This window comes from Roseibium album (assembly GCF_001404515.1).
In the GTDB taxonomy this organism is placed as follows: domain Bacteria; phylum Pseudomonadota; class Alphaproteobacteria; order Rhizobiales; family Stappiaceae; genus Roseibium; species Roseibium album.
Window position 1 is genome coordinate 34,658 of record NZ_CXWE01000003.1, and the last position, 17,203, is coordinate 51,860.

Here is a 17,203-nt window from a genome sequence, read left to right on the forward strand (position 1 = left end):
GATCGCCGATCAATCAGGTGATTGCCTTGGCCGGAGCCGTCTCGCTCACCGCAGCCCGTTCCTTCAGGCGCACCTTGAGCTTGCGCTGTCGGGAGATGGCTGCATTGAGCTCACCCCCCAGAATGAACACCAGTGCGCAGATATAGAGAAAGATCAGCGCGGTCATGATGCCGGCAAGACCGCCATAGGTGGAGACGTAATTTGCGAAACTTGCCAGGTAGGTTCCGAAGGCAGCACCGGCAATGATCCACATGACAAGGGTTGCCAGGACACCCGGCCACAGATCACTGAAACTCCGTTTGCCGGCCGGTAGCAGCCAGTGCGTCACGAACAGTCCGATGATCAGCAGAGATCCTGCCACAGAGTAACGCGCCACATTGATGGATAGAAGAAAACCCTCGATTTTCGGCGCATAGGCCAGAAGCCCGGCCAGCGCCAGTGGTGCAAGTACGACCAGGAACGTGTAGGCGAGCAGGATCGCAGCGCCCAGCAGAACGAGCCCCAGGGATTGCAGGCGCAAAACCACGAACGACCGGCGCTCCTGCTGCCTGTAGGCTCGATTGAGTGCGGTACGCAATGCTTCCACGCCGTTGGAGGCGAACCAGAACGCGGCAATGGCACCGAATGTCAGCAAATCGCCACGCCGGACCGTCAGCACATTGTGTATCTCCCGCACGACCGGGGCCGCCACCGTTTCCGGCCAGGCATCAAATACCAGGTCCGATACCGTGTCGGCTGCACCCGTCATGCCGAAAAACGCGGCCAGGGACGCGATGAAGATCAAAAGCGGGAAGATTGCCAAAAGGCCGGAAAGAGCCACGTGACTGGCCATTGCAAAGCCGTCATCGCGCGCAAAATGCCCGATCGCGTCCTTGAGGACCGAATAAGTTTCCAGAAATGTCTTTCGTACACCCATATCCTGATCTGGCCTTTGGCATCCCCGGCAGTCAAGTGCTGCCGCCAGAAAACTGCCCCCTGCGAAAGATGAACAAATTCCGGCTCGACAAATGAGTGTGTGCGACGCAACATAGCTTCAACAAAAAGCGCCACGGCGCAACAAATGAAAACGGAGATCGCCCATGTCCACTGCAGTCCTGACGGCGGCAGAATCGCCAGAGAGCCTGACTGAACAAACCGCAGCTGCTGTCGGCGCGCTTGACGACCTGCTTGATCTTGCAGCGCAACGTGTCCGGGCGCTTGTGTCGGAAGACGGCCGCGTGTCCTCAAAGCTTATGGAACAGGAACAACGCGCAACTCATGGCCTTGCCTGGTTCGCAACCTATGTCGAATCGCTTCGCCAGCTCGACGCCTATGCACGACGACTGAGCGAAGAGGGCAGGTATGGCACGCTGGAGGAACGGATCGTTCAGCTCGGCTTTGCCGAATACCTGGCACAGATCTTCGGTGGTATTCCGATGAACCAGGGCGAAATCGTCCGCCTGTCGGATCTCGCCATTTCAGCGGATGAGGCGCGCGCCCATCGTGTCCGCGAAATCGACGTCCTGATCGAAGCCGGGAACAGGCCTGCGATCCGCGGTGAAATCACGTCGCTCATCCGGGATCAGGCCGGTCACTCGACCTTCGGTGATCCGGGTCTCGATGACACGATGGAGCAGATCCGCAACGAAATGCGCCGTTTCGCGGAGGACACCGTTGTTCCCAATGCTCATGAATGGCACCTCAAGAACGAATACATCCCCCTTGATGTCGTCAACCAGATGTCCGAACTCGGCGTCTTCGGCCTCACTATTCCGGAAGAATTCGGCGGGCTTGGGCTCGGCAAGGAAGCCATGTGCGTGGTATCCGAAGAATTGTCACGCGCCTATATCGGCGTCGGTTCCCTGGGAACCCGGTCCGAAATCGCGGCGGAGTTGATCCTTTGCGGCGGAACGGATGCACAGAAACAGCATTGGCTTCCGAAGATCGCTTCCGGGGAAGTCCTGCCCACGGCTGTCTTTACAGAACCGAACACCGGATCCGACCTCGCATCGCTCAGGACACGAGCGGTCAAGGATGGCGACACCTGGAAGATCTCCGGCAACAAGACCTGGATCACGCATCCCGTGCGCGCGGACATCATGACGCTTCTCGCCCGCACAAACCCGGACGAAGCCGGTTACAAGGGTCTGTCCATGTTTATCGCCGAAAAACCGCGGGGAACGGACGAAGTCCCGTTTCCGGCAGACGGCATGAGCGGTGGCGAAATCGAAGTGCTCGGTTATCGCGGCATGAAGGAATACGAAATTGCCTTTGACGATTTCGAGGTAGATGCCGAAAATCTTCTGGGACAGGTTGAAGGCGAAGGCTTCAAGCAGCTCATGCAGACATTCGAAGGCGCGCGCATTCAAACGGCGGCCCGAGCGCTCGGTGTCGCCCAGTCCGCGCTCGATCTCGGTTTGCGCTATGCCGAAGAACGCATCCAGTTCGGCAAGGCACTGGTCCACTTCCCGCGTGTGTCCGACAAGCTCGCGATGATGACCGCCGAACTTATGATAGCCCGGCAGCTGACCTACTTCTCGTCCTGGCAAAAGGATTCCGGCAAACGCTGCGACCTGGAAGCCGGTATGGCCAAGTTGCTCGGCGCGCGCGTTGCATGGGCCGCAGCCGACAACGCTCTGCAGATCCATGGTGGGAATGGCTTTGCGCTGGAATATGCCGTTTCCCGCGTCCTGTGCGACGCGCGCATTCTCAATATCTTTGAGGGAGCTGCGGAAATTCAGGCACAGGTGATTGCCCGGCGCCTGCTTGAAACCCGCGGGATCCAGTAGGGCAGACAAGGAAACAACCGGTCGTGCCGCCTCTTGTCTTCCATTGCGCAAGAACGGTGGTGATAGCACCAGCCTGTTCGCCAGAAACGGGCGCCATCGTTGAATTCTTGTATTAATCCCCCACATGATATGGTGGCAGGAAACGGGAGACCACAACGATGACCTCCTCTTTTTCATTTGAAGACTTGGGTTTCGAAGCCGAATACCTTGGTCCGGAAGAAGAACAGAAAAAGACGGTTCGGCAGAAACTGCTCGCAACGGCCAGGAAGGCTGCTCGGCAGATCCCGTTCATGGAAGATGTAGTCGCCGGATACTATTGCGCCCTTGATCCGGCAACACCTGCCAAGGTACGCGTGTCTGTGCTCGCCGCGCTCGCCTACTTCGTCCTGCCTATCGATACGATTCCCGATTTCCTGATCGGCGTCGGCTTTGGCGACGACGCAACCATTCTGATGGCCGCGATCGCGATGATCCGCGGACATATGCACGACGATCACTACGACGCCGCACGCGAAGCGCTGAAGGATGGTGATTTGTAGCCATCAACTGCCGGACATCGGCTCTTTGGGCCTTTCCGGCTGCCAGCAACCGGATGTGCGGCCGGCAATGGTCCAATAGACAAGACCTGCCAGGAACCCGGCTGCCAGGACGACCACGCTTCCAGGCCTCAGATCACCGGTTTCCCCATCAAACCCCACGGTCCAGAGCAGAAACGCAATGCTGCCGCTTGCGACCAGGTGAAAAACAATCCCCCTGAGACGGGCGAGTTCGGCAATCGCAATCAAAATGCCCGCCGGCACGAAGGCTGCCGCCCCGACGACACTTGCTCCGACCAGGCCGGTGCCGACCATCGCCCCGAATGCAATCGGGTTTTCATCGGGATGCGCGGCCTGGAAAAAACCCCATGCCAGAAAGAGACCGCAGGCAACAAGGCCGAGGATAAAGCCAAGGACAATTTTAAGGAGTTGAACCAGAAATTTTCCGCCGTCCAATTCAAGCACCTCCTTTAAATTGCCCGCTAAGTCCTTACTTGAGATGTAATCCTTCACAATGCAACAGCTGGGCAAGAAAACCTGGCACCTGACAGCCAACATACCGGCTACACGCACACACAAAATCAGTGAGAGGCAGAATCGGCGATTTCGGTTGACTTTTTGCCGGTTTCGCAGGAATTTACCGAGTGGTGCTAGGACATATGCAACGGAAACCTTGGAGCATGAGTTCCGAGGGTTTTTTTGTACCTTGCAGAGCCAGGTTCTGGCACCAAGTTTAAACGATAGAGGAGTTAGCGACCATTCGCCGTCCGTTCCGCGCCCCGCCCCCTACGAAGGAAGGCCCGCGCACTAACCAAGAAATTCGCGTTCGCGAAGTCCAGTTGATTGATCATGAAGGCGCCAACCGCGGCGTCATATCGACCGAAGAAGCGATGGAAATCGCGATGGATGCAGGTCTGGACCTTGTTGAAATCCAGCCGAACGCCAATCCCCCGGTCTGCAAGATTCTGGACTATGGCCGGTACAAGTATCAGGCTCAGAAAAAAGCTGCAGAAACCCGAAAGAAGCAGAAGACCGTCGAGATCAAGGAGATCAAGATGCGTCCGAACATCGACACGCACGACTACGAAGTGAAGATGAGGAACATGCTGCGATTTTTCAACGACGGCGACAAGGTGAAGGTCACGCTCCGTTTTCGCGGACGTGAAATGGCGCACCAGGACCTCGGCATGAACCTTCTGAACAAGGTTCGTGAAGAGACCTCCGAGATTGCAAAGGTGGAATCTTCTCCAAAACTGGAAGGCCGCCAGATGGTGATGGTTCTGGCTCCCATCAAATAACCGCTCCATCGGTAGAGACAAACAAAAACCCCGCTTTTGCGGGGTTTTTTAATTTACAGCCCAGGCTGCACAAATCCTGAAGCGCCATCGGTTTTGCGACGTCAAATCGTCATCTGCAAATCAAACGGGTTGCCTTTTGTTGCGGCGTCGAGCCGCCAGTCCCAAACCGGCAAGACCCGTGATCAACAGCAGGGCACCTGCAGGCAGTGGAACAATCGTTGGTGTTCCGTTGTAATAGATCGACGCGTGCGACAGACCTTTTGTTGAGGCCCAGGTTCCGGACAGAGGATCGGGAGTCGTGAGATCGAGCAGGAACGCACCAAATCCGTTCCCGGCCTTCAGCGTGATGACAACCTTGGTCAGTCCCGCAAGCGTGTCGATCGACCAGCCTCCGCTCTTCGTGCCGTTAGTCGGCCCAGTGACGAAATCGATCGTTCCGTCTCCGTCAGGGCCATCGTTTTTGTCTGAAAGCACCCATCCGGTCATTCCAAACAACAAGAAAGAGTTATCAATCTGGTTGGTATCATTTCCAGTGAAACAAGCGGCGGCAGTTGCGTCTGACAGCGTCAAAGTTGCGCCCGAACCACCAGCAGATGTTGTGCAGCTCATCGGTGCCGCTTGTGCAGTGAAAATCGACGACCCAAACATGGCAAAAGCAAGCGCAAACATGCTTGCCATGGAGCTTTTGAAAATATGCATAACTCACTACTCCAGAAAAATACTTAGGTTGAATAAAGTCCTAAATTCAAACAGAGTCAAATTAATTCGGGTTAATTTTCAGGACGTTACGGTAAAACACAACCAAAAACAATCTCTTAGGTTGATTCTCTTTTCCAATCCGAGGCGATGAATTGCCCATATTCAGGCACTCATCCCGGAAAATACTGTCGTTTCAACGGTCTTTGACTTGGTGCCGTCTTGAGTAGATATCACGGCATTCGAGAAAATCGGCAGTATCAGGCAAACAAAAACAGATACACGAACGACCTCAGCATGGATTGCTCGCATTGAGCATTGATTTGATACCGAAGGAGAAATCGGAACCCGAATATCAGTTGACCCTGGTTCGGTTGTTCAGCAAGGTCAGTGATCGTCAGCCCAAACACGCAGTAATTGGGAAAATCGCGTGATCATCCTACTGAACGGTTACCCTGGTGTCGGCAAACTGGCCATCGGCAGGGAACTGGCCACCAGGCTGAATGGCAAGCTGCTCGATATCCATTCAGTCTACAACGTCGCCTTCGCCCTGACGGAGTTCAAGTCACCGGAATTCCGTGACACGGTGGAGAAGATCGAAAAAATTGCCCATGACCTGATCCGGAAACTCCCGTCCGGACAACCCGTTGTCCTGACGACCGTGCTTGCCGGTCAAGGCGACTGGGGCGATGCCGAATGGCAGCGGATCGAACAATTGGGCAAGACACGCGCGCCGTTCTGCGTCGTTCACGTCAAATGCGATCTGGACGAAAATATTCGCCGCATCCAGGATGAAGAGCGCGGTCTGAAACGCAAGCCTCGCGATCCGGAATACGCCTTGCGAAACCATATAGAGGCAAAGCCGCTTTACGGAGCGGATGCCAGGTATCTGCTGGAGCTTGATACAACCCGTATGACCGCGACCGAAGCGTCGTCTGCAATCGCTAACTGGGCGCTCGAACTGAACCGGTGAGCGCGCGGAACATGGATCCGCACAAAACGCACGGATCTCATTTTGGTCCGAATTGCTTCAGGGGACTACGTCCCGGACAGTATCAGGAACACCAGTGCCAGGGCGGCAGGTACCAGACGCATTACAAGAATTGAATTTCCTTTGGTCCCCTGGGCACCAATTGCCGCGGTAAAGACAATCAGCGCAAGTACCACGCCCTGCACCCAGGCTTGGGCAGGCACCGGTAGCCAGAAGCTCAGGCAAAGCCCGACACCTACGGACGCGTTGTAAGACGAAAAGCTTCGGCCGAGGAACGCCGTTTTCTCAACCTCTTCACCTGTCAGATCGGTCAGCTTTTCGCAAAGATCCGGCCATTTGAACCATTGCCCATACGCAAAGAACAAGTGCCCGCCGATAACGGCCAGCATCAGAAGCCAGTAAATGTAAGTCATGTTTCAAATCCTTTTGATCTTAAGTTCGCGCCTTTCAATTGCCTGGGTCACCTCGGCGTCAGAAAACTGGCACCGAACCGCATCATCATTCTTACGAACTGCGTGCGGTTGGCGCAGTTCGATTTCGCAAGGATGGACTTTGTCTGAGCATTGACCGTTGAGACAGACCGGTTGCGACGGTCTGCAATCTCGGGATTGGTCAGGCCTTCCCCGATCGCATCAACCAGCGAAGCTTCGGCGGACGTCAGTCCGAAGGCCTGCCGAATTCGGGTCTTGTCGCACATGACCGGCAGGCTCGTGTCCGTACTGCACAGGACAAATCCGCCAAAGAGACCGTTGCCGATCTCATCCGACTTCTGCAGCGGTGTGATTTCGATGCACAAAGGAGTGTCCGTGTGGCTGAGGATACTTTCCTTGCGGGGACGGCCCCCGAACCTGCCATGTTCGCGCCAGTCCGACATGAGACGGTCAAGCTGGCTCTGACCCGACCGGTCCGCAATCCGCAATTGACCGCCCTGGCCGACGCGAAACAGCCGATAGGTTTCCTGCTGGCGCCTGAACTCCTCGTTGCGCGCAACTATCATGGCACGGCTGTCTAGGACGCAGACACCGATCGCAAGTTCATCAATGGCCGAAAGAACCCGCTGATACCGGCTTTGAAGTTGACGAATGGGAATGCTGAGATCCAGCGCTTTGGCGACATGCGGCAGGACTTGCGACAGAAAATGCCGCTCTTTTGCATCCAGTGGATTTCTCGCGGCATTCAACTGCACCGAGAAGAGCGAAAGCCAGCGATTGTCCTTGTTCATCACTCCGGCGGCGCGGTGAAATATTCCAAGGCGCATCAGCTTCTGGACGTGTTCCTGCTGTTTGAGCTCGTCGACGGAAGACGCAAGCAGCGTATCGTCAAGCAGTGCAATCTCGTCGTCATCATGGGTGTGTTGGCGAATGATCGCCTGATCCCGGGCTTCCATGTCCTGGCACTTCGAGAGATAGACCGAGATCGCATCGGAGGAATAATACCCCGAATGAATCGGTGCGGTCAGTCGGCGGTCACCTTCGCTGTCCTCCCATTCAAATATGATGCTTCCCTGCGCTCCCACGCGGTCTACAAGCTGATCGAGCGCGGCGCCCCAACGACCCGGGTCTGCAACGGCATCGTATATCTTGAGCGTCAGGTCCTGGATCTCGTCAGACAATTCGGTTCAAATCCACTGATTGCAAAACGGCGTCTTGCAACAGCTTATTCGGTTTGATGACCGGTGTCATAGCCCATCTGGAGGATGAATTTCGGGCGAGACAAGGCGGGCAGTCAACTGCTCGCCTCTTCAAACACGGATTGGCCCCGCCGTATGGTCTGAACGACTGAACAGGCATCCAGGTTATCCGAATGCTCAAGCGGATTTCCGCTCAAGACTGCAAAGTCGGCCAGCTTGCCGGCCGATATGGATCCCCGTTCGTCTTCCTGAAAGACCTGCCAGGCGGCATCGATCGTATGTGCCTTGAGCGCCGATCTGACTGAAATCCTTTCTTCTTCACCCAGGGTCCGTCCCGAAGCGGTGCGTCTGTTGACAGCGCACTGTATCAAGTGAAGAGGTCGGGTCGGCGTCACCGAAGCATCATTGTGGATCGTAAAACGCACACCGTGACGCTCGGCCGAGGCGGCCGGAGAAATGCGCGCCGCACGATCCGGCCCAAGGAACGTGTCGTGATGCCGGTCCCCCCAATAGTGAATGTGGGCCGTGAAAAAACTGACGGATACTCCGAGCCGCGCCATGCGTGCCATTTGGTCTTCCCGAAGAACCTGTCCATGGATGACGGTATGGCGATGGTCTTGACGCGGAAAGTCTTCCAGCGCGGCCTCAATCGCATCCAGAAGATTGTCTGTGCCCGCATCGCCGTTGCAATGACAATGGATCTGGAACCCCATCCGGTGCAGTTTCCGCACCTGGTTGAACAGCTCCTCGCGCTCCGTATAGGTCATGCCGTACGGAGAATCGGGATTGAACGGCTTGTAATAGGGTTCGCTGAGATAAGCTGTCTGCAGCTGAAAGGCTCCATCTGTGAACAGCTTGCGCGGGCCAAGCGTAAAGTACCGGTTGTTGCGCCATTGCAGCGCCTCCGGGCCGCTGGAAAGATCCGGCTCTAGCTCCCCGATCGGAAGCAGAAGAATGTCGATCCCCGGATCTTCACCTTCGGCAAGACTGTTGAAATGCTCAAGCATCTTGCGCGTTGACCAGGCATTTTGTGCAAGGGTCACGCCTTGGGAAAGATATTCGTCCCGACAGGCGTTGAAGCCGGGCCAGAAGCGTTCGCGATCGATCAGAAAATCGGTATCGCTCATGACGCCCATGGCCGACAGGCCCTCGATCAGACCGTTGGGTTCACCGGTTTGCAGATCACGTCCGAATCGGCCCCCGGCCGGATCAGGCGTTTCCTTGCAGACGCCGAGCATATTCAGGACAACGGAATTGGCAGCACCATTATGCCCCGACGCATGGATCACCCAGACAGGGTGTTCGATTGAGACGTCGTCAAGTTCCGCCCGGGTTGGCATTCTTCTCTCGGCAACGGCTGTGTTGTCGAAGAGCACGCCCATGACCCACTCGCCCTTCGGCGTTGCCGCTGCCCGCTTTGCAAGTCTTTTCAATGCTGTCTGGATGTCGAGACAGTCGCCCCGAGGTGGCGGAGCAAGATCGACCCTGAAGAGCTGAATAAAACCGGGATCAGGGAAATGCCCGTGTGGATCGATGAAGGCCGGGATCATCGTCCGCCCCTTGAGATCCACTTCTTCCGCATCCGGTTTCAGTGCTGCTCGCAGTGCCGCCTCCTCTCCAACTGCCAGAATGCGCTCACCGTCGGTGACGACAGCAGAAGCGATCGGCAGGTCGTCGTCCATCGTCAGGACTGTGCCGTTGAAGTAAAGCGCCTGTGGACTGCTCATGCACGTTTCCGTAAATCAGATTTGCTTTCGAGCACCGCCGTTTTCACTTTCTTGAACGGCGGTGCTGCACAGCAGCCGGTTACGTCATCCACCAGCGATCCAGGATCCGCCGGCCGTCGAAGCCGCGCACCCAGGATAGCTCGCCATGGGCGATCTTTTCGGTGCGGGCATGCACTTCATTGGCGAACATCGGTACGATGTTTCCACCCTCGTCCCGAAGAATGACCTGCAAGTCGCGATACATTTCCGCGCGCAGATCTTCGTTCAGTTCGGCTCTTGCCTGCACCATCAGTTCGTTGAAACGCGGATGATCCCATTGCGTATCATTCCAGGCCGCACCGGGTGCGAAACCGGTTGTCAGCATCGTGTCTTCGATCGAATACCCGCCCCAGTAGCTGGCGCTCCAGGGTTTCTTCATCCAAACGTCAGACCAGTATCCGTCATTCGGCTCGCGAACAACATTGATGTTGATGCCTGCGGGTTTCGCGGAGGACTGGAACAACACAGCTGCGTCCAGGGCACCGCTATAGGCGGCGTCCGATGCACTCAGGTCGATGGTGATGTTTCCGAGACCGGATTTCTCCATATGATGTTTTGCACGATCGGGATCGTAGCTGAGCTGCTCGATATCCGTTGCGTGATACCGGTAGGACGGTCCAATCGGGTGATCATTGCCGACCACGCCGTGGCCAAACAGGATCTTGTCGACCGTTTCCTGCCGATTGATGGCGTATTTGAGAGCCTTGCGCAGTTCCAGGTTGTCGAATGGTGCACGTTTGGTCAGCATCGGGAAGGTGTAGTGCAAGGGCCCGGTGCCTTCTTCGACAATGATACCCGGCTTGCGGGCCATCAGCGCGAGGGTCTTGAACTCCACACGATCGATACAGTCCACTTCGCCTGTGATCAGTGCGTTCTGGCGGGCAACCGGATCTGTGATGGAATGAATTTCAACCGAATCCGCATGTGCCGCGCCGTCCTTCCAGTAGTTGGGATTGCGTTCGAATTTGTACGTCCGGCCGGGTTGTTCGGACGTCAGGACATAGCCGCCCGTTCCGCCTGCTTTCCAGTCGATGCTTCCGTCCTTGGCAGGGTAAATCCCGAAGGTTGCCTCGTTGAAATTATAAGGGAAATCCGCGCTGCCGGAGGACAGCGTGACGACAACCGTATCGCCGTCCGCACTGATATCCGTCACCGAAGCCATGACCGGTTTGCCGACAGACTTTGAATCCTCACCTCTGTGATAATTCAGGGAAGCCACGACGTCTTCGGCGGTCATGGTCTTGCCGTTGTGAAATTCGACCCCGTTCCTCAGCTTGAACGTCCAGACAGTGGCATCAGGAGAAGGACTCCATTCCGTTGCCAGCGAACCGACGAGGTTTCCCTGCGCATCAAGTTCGGTCAGCGTGTTGGCAACTCCGTATGCGATCACCCATTGAAGGCCGTTGGTAAGTGTTGCCGGGTCAAGTGAATCGGACGTCGCTCCATGCCCCATGGCCAGCCGCATGTGGCCGCCTTTCTTGGCGGTAGCGGCAAGCGCTCCACCTGACAGGCTCGTACCCAGGCTCAGCGCCGCTCCGACAGCCGCACTGCGTCCCAGAAACTCACGCCGTGTCATCCGGCCACTTTCCATTTCACTCAGCAGCCACTTTGCATGTTGGTCTCGTGAATTCATGTCTCAATCCTCCCGCGGATCACCCGGTCAATTCCCTATTCGACCGGGAGACTCGACCGAAAAAACAAAAATGAAAACTTCGCGAAGATATGCTTTTATTAGCTAATTGCATCAAAGTAGCTTCTAACTGCGAAGGATTTGAATCGAGTGACGGCTGATTTTTCCAGAAATTTGCGCAGCATATGTGCCGAGCACGGGTCAATCGCCCGTGTCTGTCGTGAAATCGGCATCAACAGACAACAGTTCAACAGATATCTGAATGGCACCGGTCTGCCTTCAGCCCACAACATGCGCCGCATCGCCAGGCACTTCGATCTGACCGAAGCCGATCTGTTTTCAAGCCATGAGGAGTTCAATCTCCGCTGTCTGATCGGCAGGCCGAAACAGAGTTCAGGTCCGGCCGACCTCATGACGGCGGCATTCAGGGATCAGGCAGCAACCCTGCGCCCCTATCTGGGCTTCTACCACGCTCATTTCTGGACACCGACCTGGGACGGAATGATTTTGAAAAGCCTCGTCTGGCTTCGCGAGATAGACGGCTTTGTCACGACCAGATCGCTTGAACGGATCAAGTCAACCGAAGCCAGTCATTCGCAAAAGTCCCGCTACGAGGGTCTTGTCACCCGGCGCGGCAACCGGATCTATATCGTTGAACATGAAATGATGCGCGAAGGCAGTATCGTCGAAACGATTTTGACACCCTCATACCGTCAGGAAGTGAAATACCTTCGTGGCACCACGATGGGAATTGCCTGGCAGCCCCACATCATGCCCTATGCGTCGCGGTCGATCTGGAAACGGGTTGAGGACAAGGTCAGCATCCGCGATGCGGTTCGCGCCTGTGGTGCATTTGCTCCGAACAGCAGGCAGATCGAACCTGCAATCAGAGCATTTTTGACGGAAAATCAGGCGCTTGCGAACACTGCAAACGGGATGAACCTTCTGGTCTAGAGCCAGGTAACCGGAAGGCCGCCCCGACCTTCTATTCCCGCCACACGCCGAACAAGGCAGAAGCGTTTCAAGTCACGTCAACCCATCCACCACGCTCGGCAGACGCAAAAATCGCATCAAGGATCTTCATGTTCTGCAGCGCGTCTTCGACACCGTAGGTGAGGGTTGTTTCCCCGCGGATGGCTCGGCCGAAAACATCAGCCAGTTCGGCATACTGGTCACATGGTGCAATCGCTTCCGGCTGAACCGAACCATCGCCAAGCTCCGACCCGTCATCAAGCCGCAATTCGGATGCGTCACCTTGAGGCGAATTGAATGGAATGGGGATTTCAAGGCGCTTCTTCGTCCCGACCAACTGAAGCCGCTGGAATGGTGTCAGCTGCGTCGAAACCGTGAATGTGAGCTGACGTCCCGATCCGAAGTCCATCATGGCGCTTGTAAACCTGTCGGTGCCGAATTCCGGATCGCGGTCGATTAACGAAACCACACGTTGCGGTTCGGCTTCAAAGAAGTAACGGCCCGCAAGCATGGTGTAGCAGCCGATATCCATCAGGGCACCACCGCCCATGTCCGCGCGATTTCGAATGTTGTCCGGGTCGTCGTTGAAAAAGCTGAAGAAGCCCTGGATTGCCTGGAGGTCGCCAAGTTCACCGGAGCGGATGATTTCACGCGCCCGGATCCATTGCGGATGTGCGCGAACCATGAAGCCTTCCGCTATGAGCCTGTCCTTCGGCAGCGAGAGCAGCGTCGATGCATCTTCCGCACTGAGGGCAATCGGCTTCTCGCAAAGCACATGCTTGCCGGCCTCGACTGCCTGGACCGTTACCGGCACATGCATGTGATTGGGCAGCGGATTGTAAATGGCGTCGATGTCAGGATCGGCAAAAAGCTCTTCATAGGACCCGTAGGCCTTTTCGATACCGAGTTCTCCGGCGATTTCACCCGCCTTGTCGCGATTGCGGGAGGCGATCGCCGCGACAACGCCGGTCTTCGAAGCCTGTATCCCCGGTATGACCTTTTCCCGGCCGATCTTTGCTGTAGAAACGATCCCCCAGCGGATTTTACTGCCATCCATTGTCTATTTCTCCCGTTACCGAGGCACAATCGTTAGTTGGCATCAAAAATCCCGGCCTGCAAGACCGGGATCTTCAACACGATGGCCTGAGTCTATCACAGTTCGTCAAAATTTCTGAGGAACATAAAGATGCTCGGGCAGCACCTTGCGTTCGTAGTCCGGATTGAAACGGCGCTCCGGCAGGTTGATCTGCTCGTGTGGTATTTCCTCGTATGGCATCTGCGACAGAAGATGACTGATGCAATTCAGTCGCGCCTGTTTCTTGTCATTACCCTCGACGATAAACCAGGGTGCCTCGGGGATATTGGTACGCTCGAAGGTCTCTTCCTTGGCTTTGGTGTAATCTTCCCAGCGAACACGGGATTCCAGGTCCATCGGCGACAGTTTCCACTGTTTCAGCGGATCGTGAATGCGCATCAGGAAGCGTAGCTGCTGCTCTTCATCCGTGATCGAGAACCAGTATTTGATCAACCGTACTCCGGAGCGGACAATCATGCGTTCAAATTCCGGCACATCGTTGAAGAACTGCTCGACCTCGTCCTCGGACGCAAAGCCCATCACCCGTTCAACACCGGAACGGTTGTACCAGGACCTGTCGAACAGAACCATTTCGCCGGCAGCGGGCAGGTGCGGCACATAACGTTGAAAATACCACTGGCTCTTCTCACGCTCCGTTGGCGCAGGCAAGGCGACGACGCGGGCAACGCGCGGATTGAGGCGCTGGGTGATCCGCTTGATCACACCGCCCTTGCCGGCGGCGTCCCGGCCTTCAAACACAACAACGATCTTCTCGCCGGTGTGCTGAACCCAATCCTGCAGTTTGACCAGTTCCGCCTGAAGCCTGAGCAGTTCGTGAAAGTAAGCGTTCCGGTCGATCGGTGACTTGTGCTTTTTCTCGGAAATGAACTGGAGATCCCTGGCAACCAGAAAGTCATCGATTTCCATTTCCAGTTCTTCGTCGAGAGTATCCGCCCATTCTGCTTCAACCCAGCTCTTTGCACTTTCGTCTGTCATCAATCGATCCCTTTGAACAATCTCAAACCGTTGTCTCTAACCCACACAGAGTGTGAACAACTTAACCATGTAAGTTTTTTGACAGTCATGCCAATTCGACGAGTTCAACGGCCTTTCATCACATTTTCATCGCCGCAAACAACTTGAAAATGAATGAACGTTCATTTATAGAATGGGCAAGGGAGGACGCGATGCATACGATCGCCACCAGATCTGCACCCGGATCAAAGGGCCAGGAAACCGCAAAACGTGTGCGCATGGCGGCACTGAAGCGATTTGCAGGTGCCGGTTACGCTGCGGTTTCCATGCGTGAAATTGCTGCCGATGTCGGGGTTCGGCCAGGCGCCCTCTACAATCATTTCCCGACGAAGCAGGACATTTTGAAGGATCTGATGCTGACCCATATGGCAGATCTGCTGACTGCCTGGGACACCGCACGGTTCCCGGAGGCGATGGACCCTCTTGAACGCTTTGTACGCTTCCATATCCGCTACCATCTGGAGCGGGCTGATGAGGTGTTCATTTCCTATATGGAACTGCGCAATCTTGAACCGGACAACTTCGAGATCATCGAAGCGGAACGCCGCCGTTACGAAGCCATCCTGACATCGATCCTGCACGAAGGATCCGCTGCCGGGAGATACAGCGTGGACGATCCGAAAGTCGCGACCAGAGCCATCATCGCCATGCTGACGGGCATCCCGACCTGGTACCGGGAGGGCGGCCACCTGGGTGAACACGACGTCGAGGACCTCTACCTGACCATGGTGCGCAAGGCCGTTGCATCCGAAACCAGAAATTTCCAAACGGAGACCGGATGACATGAGCATCCTGAAATCGAATCTGTCGCCGAGAAGCAGTGACTTTACAGCCAACAGGACTGCTCACGAAGCAGCCATGGAGTCTGTAAAGGAGGCTGCCCGGACAGCCCTCGACGGCGGCGGCGAGAACGCACGTCAGCGTCACGTTTCCCGCGGAAAGATCCTGCCGCGAGAGCGCGTGTCCCGACTGCTTGATCCGGGCTCTCCGTTCCTCGAAGTCGGCATGCTTGCAGCACACGAAATGTATGACGGGGCCGCCCCGTCCGCCGGCATGATTGCCGGCATCGGTCGCGTGGAAGGTCAGGAAGTCATGATCCTCGCCAACGACGCCACGGTCAAAGGCGGCACCTACTATCCGATGTCGGTGAAAAAACACCTTCGCGCGCAGGAAATTGCCTCGGAAAACAATCTGCCTTGCATCTATCTGGTGGATTCGGGCGGTGCCAATCTGCCCAATCAGGACGAGGTGTTTCCGGACCGGGACCACTTTGGCCGCATCTTCTACAATCAGGCGAACATGTCGGCGAAAGGCATCGCCCAGATCGCCGTTGTCATGGGATCGTGCACGGCAGGCGGTGCATATGTTCCGGCGATGTCCGACGAGACCATCATCGTCAGGAACCAGGGCACCATTTTCCTGGCTGGCCCACCCCTGGTGAAGGCAGCGACCGGCGAGGAAGTCACAGCGGAAGATCTCGGCGGCGGCGATGTGCACACGCGCCTGTCCGGTGTTGCCGACCACCTGGCCCGCGACGATGCGCACGCACTTGCGCTTGCCCGGCGCGCCATCGCCAGCCTGAATCGGACAAAGCCGACGCCGTTGACGCTGCAGACGCCGGAAGATCCGCTATACGACCCGGAGGAGATTTTCGGCGTCGTCCCGGCGGACCTGAAAACGCCCTACGACATTCGCGAAGTGATTGCCCGGGTGGTCGACGGTTCGCGGTTTGACGAATTCAAGGCGCGCTACGGCACCACGATCGTTTGCGGCTTTGCCCATATTCACGGCATGCCGGTGGGCATCATCGCCAACAACGGCGTTCTGTTTTCCGAAAGCGCGGTCAAGGGAGCACATTTTGTCGAGCTGTGCTCGCAGCGGAAAGTCCCGCTTGTGTTCCTGCAGAACATCACCGGCTTCATGGTCGGGCAGAAATATGAAAGCGGCGGTATCGCCAAGGACGGTGCCAAGCTGGTCACGGCGGTCGCCACCACCTCCGTACCGAAAATCACCATGCTCGTCGGTGGTTCGTTCGGCGCTGGCAATTACGGCATGTGTGGCCGGGCCTATTCTCCCCGTTTCTTGTGGACCTGGCCCAATTCGCGCATCTCGGTCATGGGCGGAGAACAGGCCGCCGGTGTTCTGGCAACCGTCCGACGGGATGGCATCGAGCGCAAGGGAGGCAACTGGTCGACGGAAGACGAACAGGCCTTCAGGCAGCCGATCATCGAACAATTCGAAGAGCAGGGACACCCCCTCTACGCCACGGCCCGCCTGTGGGACGACGGCATCGTCGATCCGCGCAAGACCCGCGATATTCTCGGCCTTTCTCTTTCGGCTTCGCTGAACGCTCCGATCGAGGACACCCGGTTTGGTCTCTTCAGGATGTAATGTCGATGGATCTGGAGCACCTTAAGCAAAAATACCCCGGCGCCAAAACATTCAGTTTTGGCGATGGCGAGGAGCTGAGCAGCGATCTGATCGGACTCGTGCGGGCCGGAAAGAAGACGGCAACCTGCGGTGCACTTCGCGACTTTGAATCCGGCGAGGAGGCCATGCCCGTGACCGGCCGCAGGGACATCGCTCTCAACTGGAACGGAACACCGGCGCTTGTTCTGGAAACCCTTGATGTATCGACCACACGGTTTTGCGACGTTACAGAAGATTTCGCCTTGGCCGAGGGTGAAAATGAAGACCTGAAAGGCTGGCGCGCAGATCATCAGGCGTTTTTCGAACGCAACGGCGGCTTTGAACCCACAATGTGGCTGGTCTGCGAACGCTTCAGATTGATTGAAGACCTTCAGGA

The 17,203-nt window shown here is 56.4% G+C and carries 17 protein-coding genes and 1 pseudogene; 9 read left to right on the forward strand and 9 right to left on the reverse strand.

Annotated features, from left to right (window positions below; translation table 11 throughout):
- Positions 1–13: 13 nt before the first annotated feature.
- The gene (locus tag LA5095_RS09595; RefSeq protein WP_055114422.1) at positions 14–916 is read right to left on the reverse strand and encodes a YihY/virulence factor BrkB family protein; all 903 of its coding nucleotides are present in this window, start codon (positions 914–916) and stop codon (positions 14–16) included.
- 163 nt (positions 917–1,079) lie between these two features.
- Here LA5095_RS09595 and LA5095_RS09600 point away from each other — a divergent pair, with 163 nt between their 5' ends.
- A complete protein-coding gene (locus tag LA5095_RS09600) occupies positions 1,080–2,768 on the forward strand; it encodes an acyl-CoA dehydrogenase family protein (RefSeq protein WP_055114423.1) in 1,689 nt (562 codons plus the stop codon).
- A gap of 158 nt (positions 2,769–2,926) precedes the next feature.
- Positions 2,927–3,307, forward strand: coding sequence for a YkvA family protein (locus LA5095_RS09605; RefSeq protein ID WP_055114425.1), 381 nt, complete (start codon positions 2,927–2,929; stop codon positions 3,305–3,307).
- A gap of 3 nt (positions 3,308–3,310) precedes the next feature.
- On the opposite strand, the gene LA5095_RS09610 is transcribed toward LA5095_RS09605, so the two are convergent.
- The gene (locus LA5095_RS09610; RefSeq protein WP_235808766.1) at positions 3,311–3,769 is read right to left on the reverse strand and encodes a translation initiation factor IF-3; all 459 of its coding nucleotides are present in this window, start codon (positions 3,767–3,769) and stop codon (positions 3,311–3,313) included.
- Between the two features lie 293 nt (positions 3,770–4,062).
- Here LA5095_RS09610 and infC point away from each other — a divergent pair, with 293 nt between their 5' ends.
- Entirely contained in the window at positions 4,063–4,602 is a 540-nt protein-coding gene (gene infC, locus LA5095_RS09615) for a translation initiation factor IF-3 (protein WP_082442468.1), read from the forward strand.
- Between the two features lie 120 nt (positions 4,603–4,722).
- On the opposite strand, the gene LA5095_RS32660 is transcribed toward infC, so the two are convergent.
- Complete coding sequence (locus tag LA5095_RS32660) at positions 4,723–5,076, reverse strand: VPLPA-CTERM sorting domain-containing protein (RefSeq protein WP_158510360.1); 354 nt, start codon at positions 5,074–5,076, stop codon at positions 4,723–4,725.
- Here LA5095_RS32660 and LA5095_RS32665 point away from each other — a divergent pair.
- Positions 5,063–5,452: a hypothetical protein gene (locus tag LA5095_RS32665; RefSeq protein ID WP_158510361.1), complete on the forward strand. Its 390-nt coding sequence runs from the start codon at positions 5,063–5,065 to the stop codon at positions 5,450–5,452. The genes LA5095_RS32660 and LA5095_RS32665 overlap by 14 nt on opposite strands.
- A 276-nt stretch (positions 5,453–5,728) precedes the next feature.
- A complete protein-coding gene (locus tag LA5095_RS09625; protein ID WP_055114428.1) occupies positions 5,729–6,271 on the forward strand; it encodes an AAA family ATPase in 543 nt (180 codons plus the stop codon).
- 65 nt (positions 6,272–6,336) lie between these two features.
- On the opposite strand, the gene LA5095_RS09630 is transcribed toward LA5095_RS09625, so the two are convergent.
- The 4 genes from LA5095_RS09630 to LA5095_RS09645 all read right to left on the reverse strand — a co-directional run bounded on the left by LA5095_RS09630 (position 6,337) and on the right by LA5095_RS09645 (position 11,318).
- Positions 6,337–6,702 carry a DUF1304 family protein gene (locus LA5095_RS09630; protein WP_055114430.1) on the reverse strand — a complete coding sequence of 122 codons (366 nt, stop codon included), beginning with the start codon at positions 6,700–6,702 and terminating at the stop codon, positions 6,337–6,339.
- Positions 6,703–6,749: 47 nt separating this feature from the next.
- On the reverse strand, positions 6,750–7,901 hold the full coding sequence (locus LA5095_RS09635) for a helix-turn-helix transcriptional regulator (RefSeq protein WP_055114432.1): 1,152 nt from the start codon (positions 7,899–7,901) through the stop codon (positions 6,750–6,752).
- Between the two features lie 113 nt (positions 7,902–8,014).
- Positions 8,015–9,646 (reverse strand): amidohydrolase, encoded by a 1,632-nt coding sequence (locus LA5095_RS09640; protein ID WP_055114434.1) that lies wholly within the window; start codon positions 9,644–9,646, stop codon positions 8,015–8,017.
- A gap of 79 nt (positions 9,647–9,725) precedes the next feature.
- The gene (locus LA5095_RS09645; protein WP_173937300.1) at positions 9,726–11,318 is read right to left on the reverse strand and encodes an ABC transporter substrate-binding protein; all 1,593 of its coding nucleotides are present in this window, start codon (positions 11,316–11,318) and stop codon (positions 9,726–9,728) included.
- A gap of 147 nt (positions 11,319–11,465) precedes the next feature.
- Here LA5095_RS09645 and LA5095_RS09650 point away from each other — a divergent pair, with 147 nt between their 5' ends.
- Positions 11,466–12,269 carry a helix-turn-helix transcriptional regulator gene (locus tag LA5095_RS09650; RefSeq protein ID WP_055114436.1) on the forward strand — a complete coding sequence of 268 codons (804 nt, stop codon included), beginning with the start codon at positions 11,466–11,468 and terminating at the stop codon, positions 12,267–12,269.
- Positions 12,270–12,336: 67 nt separating this feature from the next.
- Here the strand turns inward: LA5095_RS09650 and LA5095_RS09655 are convergent, their stop codons facing one another.
- Together LA5095_RS09655 and ppk2 are read right to left on the reverse strand one after the other, a co-directional pair.
- A complete protein-coding gene (locus tag LA5095_RS09655) occupies positions 12,337–13,344 on the reverse strand; it encodes a Gfo/Idh/MocA family protein (protein WP_055114437.1) in 1,008 nt (335 codons plus the stop codon).
- 105 nt (positions 13,345–13,449) lie between these two features.
- Complete coding sequence (gene ppk2 / locus LA5095_RS09660) at positions 13,450–14,358, reverse strand: polyphosphate kinase 2 (RefSeq protein WP_055114439.1); 909 nt, start codon at positions 14,356–14,358, stop codon at positions 13,450–13,452.
- 191 nt (positions 14,359–14,549) lie between these two features.
- Here ppk2 and LA5095_RS09665 point away from each other — a divergent pair, with 191 nt between their 5' ends.
- The 3 genes and pseudogenes from LA5095_RS09665 to LA5095_RS09675 all read left to right on the forward strand — a co-directional run.
- Positions 14,550–15,179 (forward strand): TetR/AcrR family transcriptional regulator, encoded by a 630-nt coding sequence (locus tag LA5095_RS09665; protein ID WP_055115509.1) that lies wholly within the window; start codon positions 14,550–14,552, stop codon positions 15,177–15,179.
- Between the two features lies 1 nt (position 15,180).
- A complete protein-coding gene (locus tag LA5095_RS09670) occupies positions 15,181–16,788 on the forward strand; it encodes a carboxyl transferase domain-containing protein (protein ID WP_055114441.1) in 1,608 nt (535 codons plus the stop codon).
- Between the two features lie 5 nt (positions 16,789–16,793).
- A pseudogene (locus LA5095_RS09675) lies at positions 16,794–17,180 on the forward strand (ASCH domain-containing protein); the annotation flags it as partial.
- Positions 17,181–17,203: the final 23 nt, after the last annotated feature.

Excerpts from the sequence above, each read along its gene's own strand:
- LA5095_RS09645 (WP_173937300.1), bottom strand. The coding sequence starts at position 11,318 with ATGAATTCACGAGACCAACATGCAAAGTGGCTGCTGAGTGAAATGGAA.
- LA5095_RS09640 (WP_055114434.1), bottom strand. The coding sequence starts at position 9,646 with ATGAGCAGTCCACAGGCGCTTTACTTCAACGGCACAGTCCTGACGATG.
- LA5095_RS09595 (WP_055114422.1), bottom strand. The coding sequence starts at position 916 with ATGGGTGTACGAAAGACATTTCTGGAAACTTATTCGGTCCTCAAGGAC.
- LA5095_RS09665 (WP_055115509.1), top strand. The coding sequence starts at position 14,550 with ATGCATACGATCGCCACCAGATCTGCACCCGGATCAAAGGGCCAGGAA.
- ppk2 (WP_055114439.1), bottom strand. The coding sequence starts at position 14,358 with ATGACAGACGAAAGTGCAAAGAGCTGGGTTGAAGCAGAATGGGCGGAT.
- LA5095_RS09600 (WP_055114423.1), top strand. The coding sequence starts at position 1,080 with ATGTCCACTGCAGTCCTGACGGCGGCAGAATCGCCAGAGAGCCTGACT.
- LA5095_RS09605 (WP_055114425.1), top strand. The coding sequence starts at position 2,927 with ATGACCTCCTCTTTTTCATTTGAAGACTTGGGTTTCGAAGCCGAATAC.
- LA5095_RS09670 (WP_055114441.1), top strand. The coding sequence starts at position 15,181 with ATGAGCATCCTGAAATCGAATCTGTCGCCGAGAAGCAGTGACTTTACA.
- LA5095_RS09655 (WP_055114437.1), bottom strand. The coding sequence starts at position 13,344 with ATGGATGGCAGTAAAATCCGCTGGGGGATCGTTTCTACAGCAAAGATC.
- LA5095_RS09630 (WP_055114430.1), bottom strand. The coding sequence starts at position 6,702 with ATGACTTACATTTACTGGCTTCTGATGCTGGCCGTTATCGGCGGGCAC.